The 18,051-nt window shown below is 68.5% G+C and carries 15 protein-coding genes; 4 read left to right on the top strand and 11 right to left on the bottom strand.

The window, feature by feature from the left end:
• Positions 1 to 37 precede the first annotated feature (37 nt).
• On the bottom strand, positions 38 to 628 hold the full coding sequence (locus ACIBTM_RS26475) for an isochorismatase family protein (RefSeq protein WP_395879823.1): 591 nt from the start codon (positions 626 to 628) through the stop codon (positions 38 to 40).
• 120 nt (positions 629 to 748) lie between these two features.
• Between ACIBTM_RS26475 and ACIBTM_RS26470 the strand changes: the two genes are divergently transcribed.
• Positions 749 to 1,705, top strand: a complete 957-nt coding sequence (locus ACIBTM_RS26470) for a helix-turn-helix domain-containing protein (RefSeq protein ID WP_395879822.1) — start codon at positions 749 to 751, stop codon at positions 1,703 to 1,705.
• 393 nt (positions 1,706 to 2,098) lie between these two features.
• Here the strand turns inward: ACIBTM_RS26470 and ACIBTM_RS26465 are convergent, their stop codons facing one another.
• Complete coding sequence (locus tag ACIBTM_RS26465) at positions 2,099 to 2,452, bottom strand: ArsR/SmtB family transcription factor (RefSeq protein WP_395879821.1); 354 nt, start codon at positions 2,450 to 2,452, stop codon at positions 2,099 to 2,101.
• Positions 2,453 to 2,716: 264 nt separating this feature from the next.
• Here ACIBTM_RS26465 and ACIBTM_RS26460 point away from each other — a divergent pair, with 264 nt between their 5' ends.
• On the top strand, positions 2,717 to 3,352 hold the full coding sequence (locus ACIBTM_RS26460) for a hypothetical protein (RefSeq protein WP_395879820.1): 636 nt from the start codon (positions 2,717 to 2,719) through the stop codon (positions 3,350 to 3,352).
• Between the two features lie 29 nt (positions 3,353 to 3,381).
• Here the strand turns inward: ACIBTM_RS26460 and ACIBTM_RS26455 are convergent, their stop codons facing one another.
• The 8 genes from ACIBTM_RS26455 to ACIBTM_RS26420 all read right to left on the bottom strand — a co-directional run bounded on the left by ACIBTM_RS26455 (position 3,382) and on the right by ACIBTM_RS26420 (position 14,658).
• Positions 3,382 to 3,531, bottom strand: a complete 150-nt coding sequence (locus ACIBTM_RS26455) for a hypothetical protein (RefSeq protein WP_360131784.1) — start codon at positions 3,529 to 3,531, stop codon at positions 3,382 to 3,384.
• Positions 3,532 to 3,618: 87 nt separating this feature from the next.
• A complete protein-coding gene (map, locus tag ACIBTM_RS26450) occupies positions 3,619 to 4,413 on the bottom strand; it encodes a type I methionyl aminopeptidase (protein WP_395879819.1) in 795 nt (264 codons plus the stop codon).
• Positions 4,414 to 4,585: 172 nt separating this feature from the next.
• Entirely contained in the window at positions 4,586 to 5,956 is a 1,371-nt protein-coding gene (locus tag ACIBTM_RS26445; RefSeq protein ID WP_395879818.1) for an aspartate aminotransferase family protein, read from the bottom strand.
• The gene (locus ACIBTM_RS26440; protein ID WP_395879817.1) at positions 5,953 to 10,017 is read right to left on the bottom strand and encodes a Pls/PosA family non-ribosomal peptide synthetase; all 4,065 of its coding nucleotides are present in this window, start codon (positions 10,015 to 10,017) and stop codon (positions 5,953 to 5,955) included. The genes ACIBTM_RS26445 and ACIBTM_RS26440 overlap by 4 nt, the downstream gene beginning before the upstream one ends.
• Positions 10,014 to 11,237 (bottom strand): aspartate kinase, encoded by a 1,224-nt coding sequence (locus tag ACIBTM_RS26435; RefSeq protein WP_395879816.1) that lies wholly within the window; start codon positions 11,235 to 11,237, stop codon positions 10,014 to 10,016. Before ACIBTM_RS26435 ends, ACIBTM_RS26440 begins: the two co-directional genes overlap by 4 nt.
• A 628-nt stretch (positions 11,238 to 11,865) precedes the next feature.
• Complete coding sequence (locus ACIBTM_RS26430) at positions 11,866 to 12,726, bottom strand: universal stress protein (protein WP_395879815.1); 861 nt, start codon at positions 12,724 to 12,726, stop codon at positions 11,866 to 11,868.
• 169 nt (positions 12,727 to 12,895) lie between these two features.
• The gene (locus ACIBTM_RS26425; protein WP_395879814.1) at positions 12,896 to 13,579 is read right to left on the bottom strand and encodes an ABC transporter ATP-binding protein; all 684 of its coding nucleotides are present in this window, start codon (positions 13,577 to 13,579) and stop codon (positions 12,896 to 12,898) included.
• On the bottom strand, positions 13,576 to 14,658 hold the full coding sequence (locus ACIBTM_RS26420) for an ABC transporter permease (protein WP_395879813.1): 1,083 nt from the start codon (positions 14,656 to 14,658) through the stop codon (positions 13,576 to 13,578). The genes ACIBTM_RS26425 and ACIBTM_RS26420 overlap by 4 nt, the downstream gene beginning before the upstream one ends.
• 171 nt (positions 14,659 to 14,829) lie before the next feature.
• Between ACIBTM_RS26420 and ACIBTM_RS26415 the strand changes: the two genes are divergently transcribed.
• Both ACIBTM_RS26415 and ACIBTM_RS26410 read left to right on the top strand, forming a co-directional pair.
• Positions 14,830 to 16,005 carry a sensor histidine kinase gene (locus ACIBTM_RS26415; protein WP_395879812.1) on the top strand — a complete coding sequence of 392 codons (1,176 nt, stop codon included), beginning with the start codon at positions 14,830 to 14,832 and terminating at the stop codon, positions 16,003 to 16,005.
• A complete protein-coding gene (locus tag ACIBTM_RS26410; RefSeq protein ID WP_395879811.1) occupies positions 16,002 to 16,637 on the top strand; it encodes a response regulator in 636 nt (211 codons plus the stop codon). Before ACIBTM_RS26415 ends, ACIBTM_RS26410 begins: the two co-directional genes overlap by 4 nt.
• 229 nt (positions 16,638 to 16,866) lie before the next feature.
• Here the strand turns inward: ACIBTM_RS26410 and aztD are convergent, their stop codons facing one another.
• Entirely contained in the window at positions 16,867 to 18,039 is a 1,173-nt protein-coding gene (gene aztD / locus ACIBTM_RS26405; protein WP_395879810.1) for a zinc metallochaperone AztD, read from the bottom strand.
• Positions 18,040 to 18,051 lie beyond the last annotated feature (12 nt).

The raw sequence follows: 18,051 nt of genomic DNA, 5'->3' as shown, positions 1-18,051 counted from the left end.
CCTTCATGATCCACGCGCGAGCGCGGCCGCGCAGGTCCTAACCGAGCTCGGCCGAGGAGCCGACGACGACGGCGTAGAGATCACCGATCGTGGCGAGCGCCGCACGGTGCTGTTCCGCGGCGCTCACCGCGCCGGCGACGGACGGGAGCGGCCGCGTGGCACAGGCGGCGGCCACCACGGTCGGGGCGTTCCCGCGCAGGAACGCGCCTTCCGCGGTGAACGTGACACACATATGGGTCATGAACCCGGCCACGACGACGTTCCGATGCCCGGCGGCGTCGACCAGTTCCCCCAGCCGGGTTCCGACGAACGAGTTCGGCGCGGTCTTCACCACGACCTCCTCACCCGGGACGGGGGCGACCCGCTCGTGGATCCGGCCGATGTCCTGCTGGAGGTCGTACGGGCTGCCCTCGCCACCGTCGTGCACGACGTGGACGACCGTCGCGCCCGCCGCCCGGGCGCGCGCCAGCAACGTGGCCGCCTCGTCGAGCGCCGCTTCCCAGCCGTCGAGTTCCATCACGCCGCGCGTGTAGGTGTTCTGGTAGTCGACGAGGATCACCGTCGCGTCCGAGAGCGCCGCGGGAGTCGTCGGCAGGGAGCTGATTTCGCGGAGAGTGGTGCTGGCCATCGTGTTTCCTTCGCTTTCCGTCGGTACGGTTACCATCCTGGCTGACCCGATTCGATATCGAGATACGGATTCGGGTCAGCCATGGTCGAGATCGGCCGACATCCGCGGGAAGAGGGATCGATGAGTGCTCCGAGAGTGGCCGTGCTGGCGTTCGAGGGGATCAGCCCGTTCCACCTCGCCGTGCCGTCGCTCGTCTGGGGTCCGGAATCCCCGGCGGGCGACATGGAGCCGTGGCCGCTCACGGTCGTCTCCGTCGAACCGGGCAGGCTCAGCACGAGTGCCGGATACACGATCGACGTCCCCGCGGGGCTCGATTCCCTCCCGGAAGCCGACATCGTCGTCGTGCCGTGGTGGTCCGCCCCGGAAACCTCGACACCCGCGCCCGTGTCCGCCGCGTTGCGGGCCGCGCACGAACGCGGAGCACTCGTCGCCGGGCTCTGCCTGGGGGTCTTCGCCCTCGCGGACGCCGGCATCCTCGACGGCCGCGCCGCGACGACCCACTGGAAATGGGTCGAGACGTTCCGGAGGCGCTTCCCCTCGGTCGAGCTGCGCCCAGAGGAGCTGTACGTCGACGAAGGCGACGTCGTGACCGGCGCCGGCGCGACCGCCGGGATCGACACCTGCCTTCACCTGCTCGCCCGCACGTCAGGCCAGGTCGTCGCCAACCGGGTAGCCCGCCGGATCGTCGCGGCGCCACACCGGCCCGGCGGTCAGGCCCAGTTCATCGAGCTTCCCGTGCCCGCCGCGGACGAGGATCCGCTCGCCGAGGTGATGAGCTGGGCGCGGTCCCATTTGGGTACGCAGCACAGCATCGACGGCCTCGCCGCCCGTGCGCATATGAGCCGCAGTACGTTCACCCGCTCGTTCCGCGCCCGCACCGGGACCACCGTCCACCACTGGCTTGTCGCGCAACGGCTCGCGCGAGCGCGGCACCTTCTCGAGACGACCGCGCTCGGCGTCGACGCCGTGGCCGCGCAGTCCGGCTTCGGCACGCCCGCACGACTTCGCGAGCACTTCGCCGCCGCGCTGGGCACGACGCCGACCCGCTACCGCATCGAGTTCTCCGCCCCGCGCTGACCAGCTACGAGGCGAGCGGGCAATCCTTTTCTCCCGCTTGCAGTGAAAGCGGAATAACTATTTCCGACTTTTCGCCTCGGCGAATAGCTCACCCCCGAGGGTGAGCTCATTCGAGTGCATTGCCCAGCGAAACTGGATCGAAGAAGCCGTTCCAGGGCAAGATGATCGACGGACGAGGACCGGCGCGACGGAGGACCATGTGGAGCTGTGCGGAACCCCCATCTTCGACTCCCTGGTCGAGGAGACGCGGAGGGCGGCCTCCGGAAATGGCGCGCTCCCCCGGGACGGCGAAGACCATTCCGAATTGAGCGAGCGGAACGCCGATTCCGGCAAGGAAAATAAATGACGATCACCGCGGGGTCATGAATATCGAAAATGAGCCGATCGGCACTTTTATCCTGATTCGGGTGAATCCGCACCGGTGGAATTCTGCAGATCGTCGAGCAGCTCCAACTGGCCGGCTATGACCCCGGTCAGAATCCCGCGCGCGACGGCCAGCAGTTCGGCGACCGACGGACTGGCCAGGGAGTAGGACACGGTCGTGCCGTCCTTGTGTGGCATCACCAGGTTGGCCCGGCGCAGGACGGCGAGCTGCTGAGACAGGTTCGCCGGCTCGATCCCGAGGTCGGCGAGCAGCTCCGAGACGTGATGGTCCCGCTCGCCGAGCAGCTCGAGCACCCGGATCCGGACGGGGTGCCCCAGCGTTTTGAAGAACTCCGCCGTCGCCTGATACAGGGGGCTGTTCATCGGCATCCCTTCCCCGCAGAGCCGGCCGTCCGCACTTCCCTGATCGTGCCGGACGACAAGGGCCGCCGAACGTCACCTCACACAGAACGGTCGCGACCGCACCCGATCAGGGCACGACTCGCGGTTCTTGACACCGTCGCACAGCCAAAAATTGCATATTTATGCAAGTTTTCATATCAGGAAGGTGAGTACACCTGTGAGTCACGGCATGCGGGATTCCGCGAGCCTCTTGTCGAACCCCCGGCCTGCCGCGAGGAGCGGACGGTGACCACGCGCCACTCCATCCCCGCCGCGGCCACCCGGGCCCATCTGGTCCTCGCCGCGCACGCGGCGGAACTGGCCGATCTCGCGGCGAACGCCGCCAGGGTGGACGCGTGCTCCACGCCGGACCACTCCGGCCTGATCGGGATGGCACAGCAGATCGTCGAAGCGGCGGTGGTCGCCGCGCGGCTCGGCGGAAAGACCTGGCAGGAGATCGCGCGCGGGCTCGACGGGGAGACGCCGAAGTCCGCGCGATCCCGGTACTGGCCCTCGGTCGCGCGGTTCCGGGCGGACCCCTTCCCCGCGCAGGGTTCGCGTCACGAGGGGATGCCGGGGCACACCGAGCAGACAGCCTTCCGTCTTCATCAGTTGCCCACCTTGGAACAGCGACCCGACGCACCCGCCGAGTCGGCGGCTCGCTCGCCGGCCGGACACCTCGCCCTGGTCACCGCCGAGCAGGGCGCCCCCGAGCCGGCGGCCGCGGACGCCCGGCTGAAGATCGCGGAACGGCTCGTCGCCGCCTACGAGCGGATCGCGACCAACGACCGGCAGCCCCCGCAATGGATCCTCGACGGCCTGGCCCACGCCCGCCGCACGGCCGCGGAACTGCGCGGCCACGCCGGAACGCCCCCTGAATGAGCTTCCGCGGCGGATCGCCGCGCAGGAAGCTACACCGAGGTCGCAAGACCTGCTTCGCGGTCGAAGTCGTGCTCGTCCTCGGTCTGCGTCCGCGACACCATCTTCGCGACCAGGTCGAAGATCGGCGTAGCTTCCTGCGGGAAGGTCACGCTCTGCTGGTTCGCGCTCTCGGCGATCATGAACTGCTACTCCTCAAGGGTGATGACTACAGCGACTGTTCACTCTAACGGCCGGGTATCGATCACGGGCCGTATTCGGAGTTTTGGTCACTGCCCCGAGGCGGCCGTCATCTCGTGCTCGCGACGGGTGAGTACCAACGGGTCGCCTTCGGTGATGGCCACCGTGTGCTCGGAATGGGCCGTGCGCGAGCCGTCGGCGGAGCGGATCGTCCAGCCGTCGGCATCGAAGACGATCCGGTCGGTCGTACGGGCGAACCAGGGTTCGAGCGCGACGGTCAGCCCGGGCTGGAGCTTCAAACCGCGACCCGCCTTGCCCTTGTTGGGGATGTGGAGTTCCTCGTGCATGGTGCGACCGATGCCGTGGCCGCCGAACTCGGTGTTCACCGGATAGCCGTAGTCACGGGCGACCGCCCAGATCGCCGCGGAGATGTCACCGAGGCGGTTGCCCGGACGCGCGGCCCCGATCGCGGCCTCCAACGCTTCTTCGGTGGCGCGAATGATCCGCAGATCCTCTTCGGCGGGCGTCCCGACGATGATCGTGCGCGCGGAGTCCGCCGCCCAGCCGTCGATCTTGACCGCGAGATCCGCGGTGAGCACGTCTCCGTCGCGGAGCGTGTAGTCGTGGGGCAGACCATGCAGGACCGCGTCGTTGACCGCCAGGCAGATGACGTTGCGGAACGGGCCTTTGCCGAAGGACGGCGCGTAGTCCCAATAGCACGACTCCGCCCCGCGACGTTCGATCATGCCGCGCGCGTGATACTCCAGGTCCATCAGATTGACGCCCACATCGGCGAGGCTGCCGACCTCGGTGAGCACCTCGGCGACGAAACGCCCGGTCACGTGCATGCGTTCGATCTCAGCGGGCGTCTTCAGTTCGATCATGGATCCTCGTATCGCAGGCGGCCTGACAGTGAGCGGTATAATAATACCAGCTTCGGTGCGACGGGCAGTCCCGCTGGTGGCCCCCGTCGGCGGGGGTAGTACATGAAGGCCCCCTTCCTGTACCTAGGCGCAAGGAAGGGGGCCTTCATGTACTCGGCAGGATGTGAAGGCTCTACTGCGGCGGGCCACAGTGCTCGATCGCCTCGAGCAGGATCGCGCAGGCGAACTCGATCTCCTCGGCGGTCACGGTGAGCGGCGGCATCAGGCGGATCACGCTGTCGTCGCGGCCGCCGAGTTCGACGATCAACCCGTGCTGCAACGCGTACGCCTGCACGGCGCGGGCGTAGCCGCCCGCCGGGCCGCCATCGCGCGGATCGGCCAGCTCGATCCCCCACATCAGACCGAGGCCGCGCACCTCACGGACCCAGACGTCGCCGTGCAGAGTGCCGAGCCGTTGCGCGAGCTGCCGCCCACGTTGCCGGACATTCCCGAGCACGTCGTCACGCCGGACGATGCGGACCGCCGCCGCACCGGCGGCGAACGCGGCCTGGTTGCCCCGGAACGTGCCGGTGTGCGCACCGGGCGCCCAGCCGTCCAGCCGCCGGTCGTAGAAGATCACCGCCACCGGAAGTCCCATCCCGCTCAGGGCTTTCGAAGCGATGATCACGTCGGGCTCGATGTCGTAGTGCTCGAACGCGAACCAGGTCCCGGTGCGGCCGCAACCGGTCTGCACCTCGTCGACGACGAGCGGGATGTCCAGCTCCGCGGTCAGCGTCCGGACCCGGTGCACGAAGTCCCGGTCCGCCGGGATGATCCCGCCTTCGCCCTGCACCATTTCCAGGATCACCGCGGCGGGAAGGGGAACCCCGCCGTTGGGATCCCGCAGCGACCGTTCCAGCAGGCCGACGCAGTTGGTCGCACAGGTGTCCGGCGAAAGCCCCACAGGGCACCGGGCGCAGTAGGAGTACGGGAAGAAGTGCACGCCGGGCACGCCGTTGGCGATCGGCCGTTTCTGGGCGACGAGCCCGGTCAACGCCATCGCGGCGTGACTCGACCCGTGGAACCCGCCTTGAAAGGACACCACGTCACCGCGCCCGGTCGCGGTCTTGCACAGTTTGATCGCGGCGTCCACGGCGTTGGCACCGCCGGGGCCGCAGAAGTGCATCCGCATCCGCGAGCGCAGGGTCGGCGGCAGCATGGACAACTGGGCGTCGACGAACTCGCGTTTCGCCGCCGTCGGGAAGTCCAGGCCGTGGGTCAGTACGTGCATCTGTTCGGTGGCCGCGTGCACCAGTTCGGGATGGTTGTGGCCGAGGGAGAGCACGCCCGCGCCCGCCAGGAAGTCGACGAAGACGTTCCCGTCCATGTCCCACAGGTAGCTGCCCTCCGCGCCGGCGATGGCGATCGGCAGATGGCGCGGATACGCCCGCGCGCTGGATTCCCACTGTCGCTGGTGTTCGAGGAATTCGGCCGAGCGCGGGCCGGGCAGGGCACCCTCGACGCGAGGTGCCAGTGCCGGTCTCGCCGTGGGAGTGTGGGTCATGGCAGCCTCCTTGCCGCGGTGGTCTCTTCCGCCGTGTCGAGTTCGACCGCCGGATTGGCGTACCAGCGGGTCCGGGCCGGGGCCGTGGTGCCTTTCATCAGGAACGCGTCCGCTTCGGCGATCGCCCCGTCCGCCATCTTCACTCCATAGTGGACGAAGGATCCGGTGCTGAGGGTGCACCCCGAGCCGATGTCTATGTAGTCGGATTTGAACGTGCCGTCCTCGAGCGAATGTCCTTGCACGACGGTGTGCAGGTTGAGCACACAGTCGTCGCCGATGCTCACCAACGACCGTTCCGGGATCGCGCAGCCGTCGTCGAAGACGCGGCGGCCGATCCGGACGCCGAGCCGGCGCAGCAGAAAGGGTTTGAACGCCGTCCCGTTGAACAGCGCGAGATAGCGGGCGGGGCTGAGCTTCCAGAACCGCTCGTGCCGCCAGAAGACGGGATCGTAGATCGAGCAGAACCTCGGCCGCAGTGCCCGGAACCCCTGTACGGCGAGCTCCGCCAGCATCAGGAACCCGATTGAGAACACCAGCGTCGCCACGATGCCGCCGCCGACGGCGAGCGGACCGACCCGCTCGTGCAGGACGCCTGCCGCCGTGCCGATCAGCAGGACTCCGAGCAGGTGCAGCCAGTGCACCAGCAGGTAGACGAGGATCGTGACGGTGTTGTGGCGGTTCTTCGCCCGCAGGCCCTGGCGCAGCGCGTCGCCGGTGCCGAGGTGCTCGAATCCGGTGTCGCGGCGGACGGTCCGGGGGATCTCGAAGGCGGGTGACCCGAGCAGGCCGACGTTCTCCCGGACCGGCCCGTCCAGCGGAACGAGGACCTTGGTGGCCAACAGGCAGTTCCGGCCGATCCGCGCGCCCGGAGGGAAGGCGATCTCGTTGCCCAGGAACGCCTCCGGCGCGACGGACGTCCTGCGCAGGCGGAACGACGAGGCGGAGAAGTCGGCGTTGAGCATCGAAAGACCGTCCGACACCATCGTCCCGGTGCCGACCGTGCTGAGGAACGGCGTCTCGTGCTTCACCTCGACGCCGAAGTTGGATCCGGTCTGCTGGACCTTCGACAGGTCGTACCCCAGCGCGCGCAGGTAGTACACGATGTAGCTGCTGTCGCCGAACAGGTACGTGTAGGCACGCATGTTCGTCAGCCGCGCGATCAGTCGCTGGATGGCGAAATGCCTGCCGTAGAGCGGGTAGACCCGGTCCGGCCGGAGGAAGAGACCGAGCAGGCGCGGGATTGTGAAGACGACCGCGAGACCGGCGAGCAATGTCCCGAAGTACAGCAGTGCCGAGTCGATGATCCGGCCACGATAGAAGGCCCAGCTCGTGAAGTCCGTCGTCGTGGTGAGCCAGCGGTCGACGAACACCTCCGCCCCTCCCAACGTCACGGGAAGTGTCACGGAGAGCAGTAGCAGCAGGCTGGAAGCGCAGAAGACGATCGGCCTGAGCCTCCCGCGCGGGACCGTCCCCAGTGCTCGATAGTCCACACTGGAGAGACGGGCGGGAGACCCGTGCCAGCTCTCGCCATCGGGAACGGACTGCCCGGCGTTCAACGACGACGAGTGGCCGAGCTGCGCGTTGTGACCTAGTGCCGTGCCGATGTCGAGCACGGTCATTTCGCCGACGAAGGCGTTGTCGCCGAGCGTGACCCGCCCGGTCTGGATCCGCCCTGCCCTGGCGCGGTAGCACGAGAAGTAGGCGTCCTTCCGGATGACCGCGCCGGCGCCGACACTGAGCAGATCGGTGCACACCGGCGGGTTCCGCGACAGGATCACGGCGCCTTTGCCGATGTCCGCGCCGAGCGCCCGCAGGTACCACGAGTACAGCGGCGTGCCGATGAACAGCATCAGCGGGCTGAACCTGACCAAGGTCTTGACCGTCCAGAAGCGCAGGTAGCCGACGCTCCACAGCGGGATCTCCCCCGGCTTCCACCGGCCGACGATCACCCACTTCGCCACGACCGGCACCACGGACAGGATGACGAAGACGACGAGCCCGAGCCCGGCGGCGCGTGCGTAGCTCTCGGCGAAACCTGTCGCGGCGGAGATCCAGGCGAATCCCGTGTCCAGGATCCAGCCCGAACCGGCGGCGTAGGCCAGAAACGCCAGGAACTGGAACACTCCACAGAGGACGTACGACGCGGTCGAGGCCCGACGTGGCTCTTCGGCACGCACGACTGTGCCGTGGGCCGCGGCGGTGGTCGACTCGGCGAGGCCGCGAACGGTGGGGTTGAGGTACACGTCCCTGGCCGACAACGGTGCGAGGTCTCCGCGTTCCCGGATCACGGCGCAGAACTTGGCCAGCAACAGGGAATCGGCCCCGTAGTCGTCGAAGAAGTGCCCGGTCACCGAGATCCGCTCGATCCCGAGGACACCGCCCAACGCCTCCGCCAAGTGGAGTTCGGTGTCGGTGGCCGGTGCCACATAGCCGACGTCGTTTCCCGCTCTTCGTGGACCGCTGGGCGCCGGGAGATGCTTGCGATCGGCCTTGCCCGCCGGGGTCAGCGGGATGTGGTCGAGCTTTTCGAGGTAGGCGGGCACCATGTAGCCCGGCAGCAGTTCCGCCAGTCGGCGACGGAGTTCTCCGGGGTCGATGTCCGTCTGGTCGCGTCGCAGGCTGTAGTAGGCGACCAGTTCGGTGGTGTCTGGTTCCGGGTGGTGGGTTTCGACCACCGCCTGGGCGATTCCGGGGATCTGCAGGAGAACCGATTCGATCTCGGTGAGCTCGACGCGGTAGCCACGGATCTTCACCTGGGTATCGGCCCGGCCGTGGTATTCGATCTCCCCGTCCGGGGTGATCCGGCCCAGATCACCGGTGCGGTAGATGCGCTGGGACGGATTGTGCCCGATGTCGAGGAAGTCCGGGATGAACGCGCGCTCGGTCAGATCGGACCGGTTGAGGTAGCCCCCGGCGAGCCCGATCCCGGCGATGCCGATCTCCCCCAGTTCGCCCGCGGCCAGCGCCCTCGGCTCGTCCGGATCGAGGATGACGACCGAATAGGTGGGCAGGGGCACCCCGATGGTCACCGGTCGATCCGGCCGCAGGACCGACCATGTCGCGGTGACAGTGGCCTCTGTCGGGCCGTAGACGTTGAGAAACCGTCTGTCCGGGCGGTACCACCGGCGCACGAGGTCTTCGGGACACGCCTCACCGGATACCAGGAGGAACCTCAGCAGCGGCAGGTCCTCGTCGAGGCTGGCCAGCAGGGTCGGGACACAGCACAGCGCGGTGACTCTGTTCTCCCTCAGGAAGTCGAGGAGGTCATGGCCGACAAGTGCGGCACCGCCGGGTTTCGGCACGAGTGTCGCGCCACTCAGCAGCGGCACCCAGATCTCCTCGACCGAGAAGTCGAACGCGATCGTCATGCCCTGATAGACCCGGTCGGTGCCCTGGATGCCGTAGACCTCGGCGGCGACCTGGACGAAATTGCAGATCGAGGCGTGGTCGATCGTCACGCCCTTCGGCCGGCCGGTCGAGCCGGATGTGTAGACGACGTAACAGAGTTCGTCGACCGGAGTGCCTCTCTCGGGCGCGGTGAGCCGCTCGCCCGGCTGCTCGGCGATGCGATCCGAGTCCTCGTCGAGACAGACCAGTTCGACGCTGCCCTGCTCGAACCGGTCACGCAGGGCGGCCGTCGACACCACGAGCCGGACGCCGGCGTCCTGGACGATGTAGGCCAAGCGGTCGTCGGGAAAAGCGGCGTCCAGCGGCACATACGCCGCCCTGACCTTGAGCACGGCGAGCATCGCGACGTAGGGGTGAACCGGTTCGGCGAACAACAACCCGATCCGGTCGCCGGGACGCACCCCGTGGGCTCGCAGGTGCCTGGCGAGCCGATTGGCCTGCTCGTTCAGGCCGTCGAACGTGAGCTTCTCGCCCTCGGCGTCCACCGCGAGGCGGTCGCCGAGGCCGTCGGCTCGTAACCGGTCGCAGAGCCGCTCGTACAACTCGTCCAACCGATCGCCGACCCGCCATCGAACCTTCTGGTCGTGGCCGTCGCAGGTCAGGACCAGGCCATCGGTGGTGAACTGGCCCGACGGCAGTCCATAGGGGCTCATGTCCCGTCCACCGCCAAGCCGAACGATTCGTGCAGGGCGCGGACGGTCGTGTCGACGGCGTCGGCGGGGATCACGGCGGTGAGGCGCGACTGCGACGTCGTCATCGCGGGCACCGTGACCCGGTGGTCGGCGAGGACCCGCAGCAACTCGGGCAGGAACCCGGGCGGATCGAGCAGCGCCGTGCCGACGACGGAAACGGATCCGAGTTCCTCGATGACCGTGGAACGGGCGTCCAGCTCCATCGCGAGCCGGGTGATCGGCAGGCCGAGCGGCTCCGTTCCCCGGACGGTGAACCGCAGTTCGCCGGGATCGGGCCAGCTCAGGTTGTCCGTCCTCACCCCGCAGGCCGCCAGCGTCGCGAGGACGCGCGCGTAATGGTCCGGGTCGGCGGCCGAAACCTCGACCCGGACCAGCCGCACGTCGCGCTCGTGTGCGATGCCGATGACGCGGGGAGCGCCTTCCAGTGACGCTTCTCCCGCCGTCACGACGGTCGACGGGCCGGGGTCCGACGCGTGCTTCACCCGCACCGTCACTCCGTGACGGCGCGCGAGCTCGACGGATCTGGGATGCAGTACCCGGGCGCCGAGCCCGGCGAGCTCGACCATGGCGTCGTACGAGATCGTCCGGACCACCCGGGTGTCCCGCACGATCCGGGGATCGGCCGTGCGAACGCCGTGCACGTCGGTCCGGATCTCGCATTCGGAACCGCCGAGCGCGGCGGCGAGCGCCACGGCCGTGGTGTCGGAACCACCTCGGCCCAAGGTCAGCAGCTCGCCGTCGGCGTCCCGCCCCTGGAACCCGGCGACCACGACGACCCGGGCGTCACGCAACCGGGCGACGATCTTGCCGGCGTCGACCCGCACGATGGTCCCCGCGCCCGGTTCGCCCGCGACCTCGATCCCCGCCTGGTCACCGGACAACGAGACGGCCTCGATCCCACGCTCGGCCAGCGCCATGGCGAGCACCGACGCCGATACCTGTTCACCGGTCGCCATCAACTGGTCGAGCTCCCGTGGAGCGGGTGGTTCGGCGAACTTCCCGGCCAGCGCGATCAACCGATCGGTGCTGTCCCCCATCGCCGACACGACCAGGACCACCCGATCTCCCGCTTCGGCGATCGCGGCCACTTCGGCGGCCACCTCGTTCACCATTTCCGGTGTGGCCAGCGACGAGCCGCCGTATTTTCGTATGACCGGCCCTTCGCTTCGCCTCTTCGGCAAGGTTGGGTCCAGGCTGACGTCGAGTTTCGGAGAAGAATTCACCATTTTCCTTAATCGGTAGCCACGGTGGCCGCGTTCGCGTTCGGAAAATCGACTCGTCGCGAATGGCCGCATTCGCGGTGGTGGGGTATACAGCGGAGTTCGGAAGTGCCTGCCGGACAAGATGCCCTGGCAGAGGTCACAGGTTTGGAAAGTAGTGCGGGACACTTTCCGCGGGTACCTCCGTAAGTACGAAAGATCAGTCGTCCGTTTCTCGCAGGCCATAACCCGTCGACAGCGCGCAAGGTTATGACGGCAAACAGCCGAGTTCGATGGAACTAGGTCAGAAGAATGACGTATTCGCAGCGGCTTCGAAATTCGGGAGAACGACGGCGTGACAAAACGGAACGAATTTCCTCACTTGCCGGAAGTTACGAGATCCTTTTACGCACGCGAAGCCGAGGAGGAACCCGTCAAAATGACCATGCCGCGCGCAGTAGCCGAAACCCAGCAATTTTCCCACTGTTCGGAAAGTGGACATGAGGACACGCGGTCCCATATCGTGGACCGAGTCGTCGTATGTCCTTTGTGGACTTCAGTTCGGAACCCACGGCCGGGACGCTACGGCTCACCATTCAGCGCGGGAGTCTCACCGGTCGGCGTCGTCGCCCCGCATCGCGGGCCGGACGACGGCGACGGGGCACTCCGCATGGGCGATCAGCGCCTGGCTTGTCGAGCCCAGGAGCATGCCCTCGAACCCACCGCGGCCACGGCAGCCGACGACGAGCAGACCCGCCCGCTTGCCGAGTTCGAGCAGGGCGCGGACGGCACGCCCCCGGCACAGGACGACCTCGACCGCCACCTCCGGGTACTTGTCCCGCCACGGAGCCACTTGCTCTTCGACCGATTTCCGCTCGTCGTCCTCGACTCGATCCGGCAGGTCGGACCAGGCCCGGGCGACGGTCAGCCCAGTGTTCCGGGAACTCGCTTCGTCGAAGCCGAACCCGAGTGCGCCTTCGCTCGCCGGGGAACCATCCGTGCCGACCACGATCCGGTCGTCGTCGCGCCACGCGCCGCGGACCACCACGATCGGGCAATGGCCCTGTTTGGCGAGCGCGACCGCGGTGGAACCGATCAACGGTCCGGTGAACCCGCCCAGCCCTCGTGATCCCAGCACCAGCATCCTCGCGGTGCTGGACTCCTGGACCAGCGCGGGCACCGCGCTCCACTCTTTGACCGCGGTCTCGACGACCAGGCCGGGAAAGCGGGTGAGCGCGGCCTCCCGTACCTGGGAAACCCACCCTTCTCCCAACTTGGCGAACCCCGCTCGGATCGTCTCGGCTGGGGGAAGGACACTCGGGACGTTCGCGAGCGGCACGGCGTAAACGTGGACGAGCCGGAGCGGCAGTTTCCGTCGAGAAGCGGCGCCCGCCGCCCAAAGAGCAGCCGTCCTCGCCGAGCGGGATCCGTCGATCCCGGCGACGATCGAACCTTCCGTGGCGCTCGGCATCCCGGCTCCTTTCGAGGTCGGGCCTGCGGTCATAGGCCGGTCCCAGTCTCGAATGGCGGCACTGCATGATCGAAGAGGACGAAGTCCCCCGGCATCCGCTCCTGAGTCCCGGTCCCGTCGCCGTCCGGCCCGCGAGAACGGGGCGAAAGTCCCTATGACCGGAGGCGGATCAGCCGACCGGTGAGGGGCTGCCCAACCGCCCATCGTGGACTTCGACGATCCGGTCCACCGCGGCGAGATGGGCGAGGTCGTGCGTGACCAGGACGGTGGCGGTGGACCGCTGATGGGTCAGGCGCGTGATCAGGTCGATGACCGCGGCGCCGCGGTCATGGTCGAGGGCGCTCGTCGGTTCGTCGATCAGCAGCACGGTGGGCTCGTTCATCAATGCGCGAGCGATGTTCACCCGTTGCCGCTGGCCGCCGGAGAGCTGGTGCGGGCGCCGTCCCGCCTGTGGTCCGAGCCCGACTGCGTCGAGCAGATCCATGGCCACGCCACGTGCTTCGGCCGTCGAGCGGCCATCGATCCTGGCCATGACCTGGAGTTGCTCGGCGGCGGTGAGGGAGGGCAGCAGGTTGGGTTGCTGGAAGACGATCCCGATCTTGCGGCGGCGTAGTCCGGTGAGTTCGCCGCGGGTCAGCCCGGTGGTCTCGGTGCCGTCGATGGTGACGCTCCCGTGGTCCGGGGTGATGAGGGTGGCGGCGACGGCGAGCAGACTGGACTTGCCCGAGCCGGAAGGCCCGGCGACAGCGGTGATCGTGCCCGGCGGGACGTCCAGCGTGACGTTGTCGAGAGCGGTGAGGCGGGAGTCGCCGTCGGGATAGGTGAGGGTGACATCGGTCAGGTTCAGGCTCATCGGGCACTCCCCAGTGCGGTCAGCGGGTCGACGGAAGTGATGCGGCGGACGGAAAGCGCCGCCCCGAGAGCGCCGAGCAGGATCATCACGGCGGCCGGGACCAGCACGGTGGCCGGCGTCAGCAGGAAGGGCACGGCGGATCCGGCGACGACCGCGCCGAGGCCGACGGCCAGCCCGGTGCCGACGGCGGTGCCGCCGACGAGAAGGACGACAGCCTGGCCGAGCGCGTCCTTCAGCAGGAAGGGCGTGCTCGCGCCCAACGCCTTGAGGACGGCGATGTCGCCGCTGCGCTGGATCGTCCAGACGGTGAAGAAGGCGCCGATCACCAGCGCGGAGATGGCGAACAGGAAGCCTCGCATCAGTTGCAGCGAACCGTTTTCCGAGGTGTAGGAGCCGATCGCGGACAGCGAGTCGCTCTTCGAGACCGTCTTCGTGCCCGCGGCGAGATCAGCGGCGGCGAGATCGGTGTCGGCCGCCGTGGTCAAGGCGAGCACCGTCGCGCTCGGCTCGCCGCCCGTCGGTGGCACCGTCTTCGCCCAGACGTCGAGACCGGCCCACACCACCGGGGTGTGGCTGAACCAGGCGTCCCCCGACACGGCCGTGACCGTCAGCGGACGCCCGGCCACGGTGATGGTGTCCCCGCTCCGGACACCCAGGTCGTCGGCGGCGGACGTCGACAGCACCACCGAGTCGCCGGTGAGGTTCCCGCCGTCCGGGGCGAGTGCCGAACCGGGCCGGACTCCGAAGACGGAGATCCCGGCACTGCGGTTTCCCGCACCGGCCTTGGTGGTGGAGATGCCCAGCGGCTCGGCACTGGTGACACCCGGCGTTTCTGCCCACTGCCGCCGCTGCGTCTCGGTGATCGCGGAGTTGGCGTAGGACAGGCTCTGCCCGTCACCAGGGGCGGCGAAGACGATCTTGTCGGCGGGGAGGCCGGTGATCGCGGAAATGTTCTGCTCCCCCAGCCCCGCGGTGAGCCCGGACAACAGGCCGACCAGCAGGGTGATCAGCACGACCACGGCTCCCATCAGGGCGAACCGCCCTTTGGCGAATCTCAGATCTCTCCAGGCGACGAACACGGTTCCGGTCTGTCCTCTCCGGCGGGTGGGCTGGCTACCTCTCCACGATCGCCGCTGGTGACCGCGACGACATCTGGCCGGAGATGGCACTTCGCCCGCCGGAAGACGGCACGCCGCTTCTACCTTTGGATAGAGGCGCCCGCGGGTCCCGCTCCGTAATCTGGACGCACTGTGACCACCGCCCCCGCTTTGACCCCGACCAGCCGGGTGCTGACCTGGTGTCTGCACCTGCTGCTCATCGCCCTGCTCGCACTCGCGGCCGTCCGTGCGGTCGCGGACGGCTCGTCGAACGCGGGAGCGGTCGTCGCGACGGCGTTGGCGTGCGCGGTCGTGTACGCGGCAGGCCCGCTCCTGCCGCGTGTCAGGACGTCTCGGCAGGCCGCCCTCTGGTGGCTGATCGCGGTGGGCCTCGTATGGCTGGTCCTGCTGGTGCTCACCGCCGACGGCGTCTGGGTCGCCTTCCCGCTGTACTTCCTGCAGTTGCATCTGCTGCCGCGCCGCCAAGGCCTGCTCGCGGTGATCGCGACCGCGCTGGCGGCGATCATCGCGTTCGCCGCCCACCAGGGTTCCTTCGTTCCGGCGGCGGCGATCGGCCCGGCGCTGGGCGCCGCCGTCGCGGTCGCCGTCGTCTGGGGATACCAGGCGCTGTACCGCGAAAGCGAACGACGCCGGAACCTGATCGAGGAGCTCACCGCCACCCGCGCCGATCTCGCCGAAGCCCAGCACGCGGCGGGGGTGCTCGCCGAGCGGGAACGGCTGGCCCACGAGATCCACGACACCCTCGCCCAAGGGCTGTCGAGTATTCAGCTGCTGTTGCGTGCCGCGGAACGAACCCTGCCCGACACGGCCGGCAACGCCGCCCGCTACGTCGAGCAGGCCCGGCAAGCGGCCGCCGACAACCTGGCCGAAGCCCGCCGCTTCGTCGTCGCCCTGTCTCCGCCGGCGCTCGACGACACGACGCTCGCCGCCGCGCTCGAACGACTGTGCGCCACCACCAGCGCTCGGCACCGGATCGCCGCGCGTTTCCGGTTCACCGGTACTCCCACTCCCTTGCCGACCGCGCACGAGGTCGCCCTGCTGCGCATCGGCCAGGCGGCCCTCGCGAACACTGTCCGGCACGCCGGCGCGTCCACCGCCGAAGTCACCCTGTGCTACCTCGGCGAGCACGTCACCCTCGACGTCGTCGACGATGGTGTCGGCTTCGACCCGGAACACACCGGCTTCGGTCTGACCGCGATGCGCACCCGGGCCGAAGCCTTGGACGGAACCCTCGCCGTCGACTCCTCCCCCGGCCACGGCACCGAACTGTCCGTACGGTTGCCCGTCGAACCCAAGGAACGTCCGTGACCGAATCCCCGATCCGGCTCCTCCTGGCCGACGATCACCCGATCGTCCGGGCGGGACTGCGTGCCCTGCTGGAAACCGAACCCGGTCTCGTCGTCTCGGCCGAAGCCGCGACCGCGGAGGAAGCGGTGGCCCGCGCCGCGGAGGGCGACATCGACGTCGTACTGATGGATCTGCGCTTCGGCCCCGGTATGACCGGCGCCGAAGCCACCGCGGTGATCACGGCGCGGCCGGACGCTCCGCGCGTGCTGATCGTCACCACCTACGACACCGACGCCGACACACTGCCCGCCATCGAAGCGGGCGCCACCGGCTATCTCCTCAAGGACGCCCCTCCCGAAGATCTGGCGGAGGCCGTCCGCACCGCCGCCGCCGGACGCACCACACTCGCCCCGACCGTCGCCGACCGGTTGATGCATCGGATGCGGATGCCCACCACCGCACTGACGCTGCGCGAGATCGAAGTCCTGGTACTGGTCGCCGACGGTCTGTCGAACCGGGCCATCGCGGAACGGCTCCACCTGACCGAAGGCACCGTGAAATCCCACCTCGCCCGCAGCTACACCAAGCTCGGCGTCGACTCGCGCACGGCCGCCGTCGCCACAGCCACCGACCTGGGCCTCATCCGTCGCTGACCGTCTTCGTGAGTGGTAAGGACGGCTAGTAGCCGAACACCTAGGTGAAGTACGGGCGAGGTTGGTCTCAGATCCGGTCCGTGAAGGACCCCTTCCCTCGGCTCAGCCGAGGAAACTCGACCTTCGCACCTTGCCGGTACATGATGGCCCCCTTCCTTGCGCCTGGCGCAAGGAAGGGGGCCATCATGTACTTCAGACGAGCGACGGCACCGGCCCGTTCGCGAGTCGATCAGCTCCCGAGCACGCCGCTGACCTCGTTCGGCGTTCCCGGGATCGTGCTGGTCGCGGTCTTCGTACCGGAGGCCAGGTCGACCGAGTGGATCTCCTTCTTGCCGGGATCGGTGACGTAGGCGGTTCCGCCACGGACGAAGATCGCCGGCCGCGGCTGCTGCCACTCGATCGGCTCCTGCCAGGAGCCGAGGACGGCGATCTTCTTCGTCACCGCACCGGTCACCGGGTCGATCACGTGGATCTGACCGTCGGTACCCAGCACCAGCGCCTCGCCCTGAGGACCGCGGGCCAGCGAACGGAAGGTGTAGCTGGTCCCGATGTCGACGTGCTTGAGCGTGGCCTTCTCGGTGTCGATCAGGGAAATCCGGGTCGGGCGTTCGAGCTCGGCCGCTTCGTCGACCTTGTAGTCGCCCAAGGTGATCGGCGAAACGTCGGAGCCCGCCTGGTTGCCGATGCGCCCGTAGGCGTCCGGGCTGGTCACCTTGGTGATGACACCGTTCCGGTAGATCAGCACGCCGGTCTGGCAGCCGACCACGATCGCCTCTCCGCGAGCGGCGGCCTCACCGTGCACGCCGGGGCATTGCTCGTTGCGCGCGATCTCCTTCTTGTCCTTGTCCAGCACCACGATCCCGGACCGCTTGTCCTTGTTCCCGACGGTGGTCACCAGTTCGCCGTTCTCGAGTTCGACGGCCACGCCGTGATGCGCTTCCGGCGTCTTGTGCTTCGGTGCGGGGAAGGCGGCGGTACCGATCGTCTTCGGATCGAAGACGGTCACTTCGCCGGTCCCGTCGGCGAACAGCACCGTCTTGCCGGCGTGGCGGACGACGTGCCCCGGTTTGGCCGCCTTCACCTCGTTGTCCGTCAGCACGGCGCCGACGGCGTCGAGGACCCGGAACCCCGTGGCGGTCGAGACCATGAGGTGGCGGTCGTTCCCGGCCGGGTTGAGCCGGTTGAAGCCTTCCAGCGGAAGGTTCTTCGCCACCTGCAGCGTCTTCCCGTCGAGCAGGACGATTCCGCCGTCATAGGTGACGGCCACCGGATTCGCGACGACCGGAGCCGGAGCAGCGTCCTTCCCCGGCTCCGCCGCCGGCTGTTCGGTCGCGCAGGCGGCGAGCGCGAGCGTGCTCGCCGTCGTCGCCATCAGCGCGAGATATCGGGTCTTCCGTGCCATTTCACTGTGCCT

It is taken from the genome of Amycolatopsis sp. NPDC049868 (assembly GCF_044461365.1).
GTDB lineage: Bacteria > Actinomycetota > Actinomycetes > Mycobacteriales > Pseudonocardiaceae > Amycolatopsis.
This window is presented reverse-complemented; position numbering and strand designations above follow the sequence as displayed.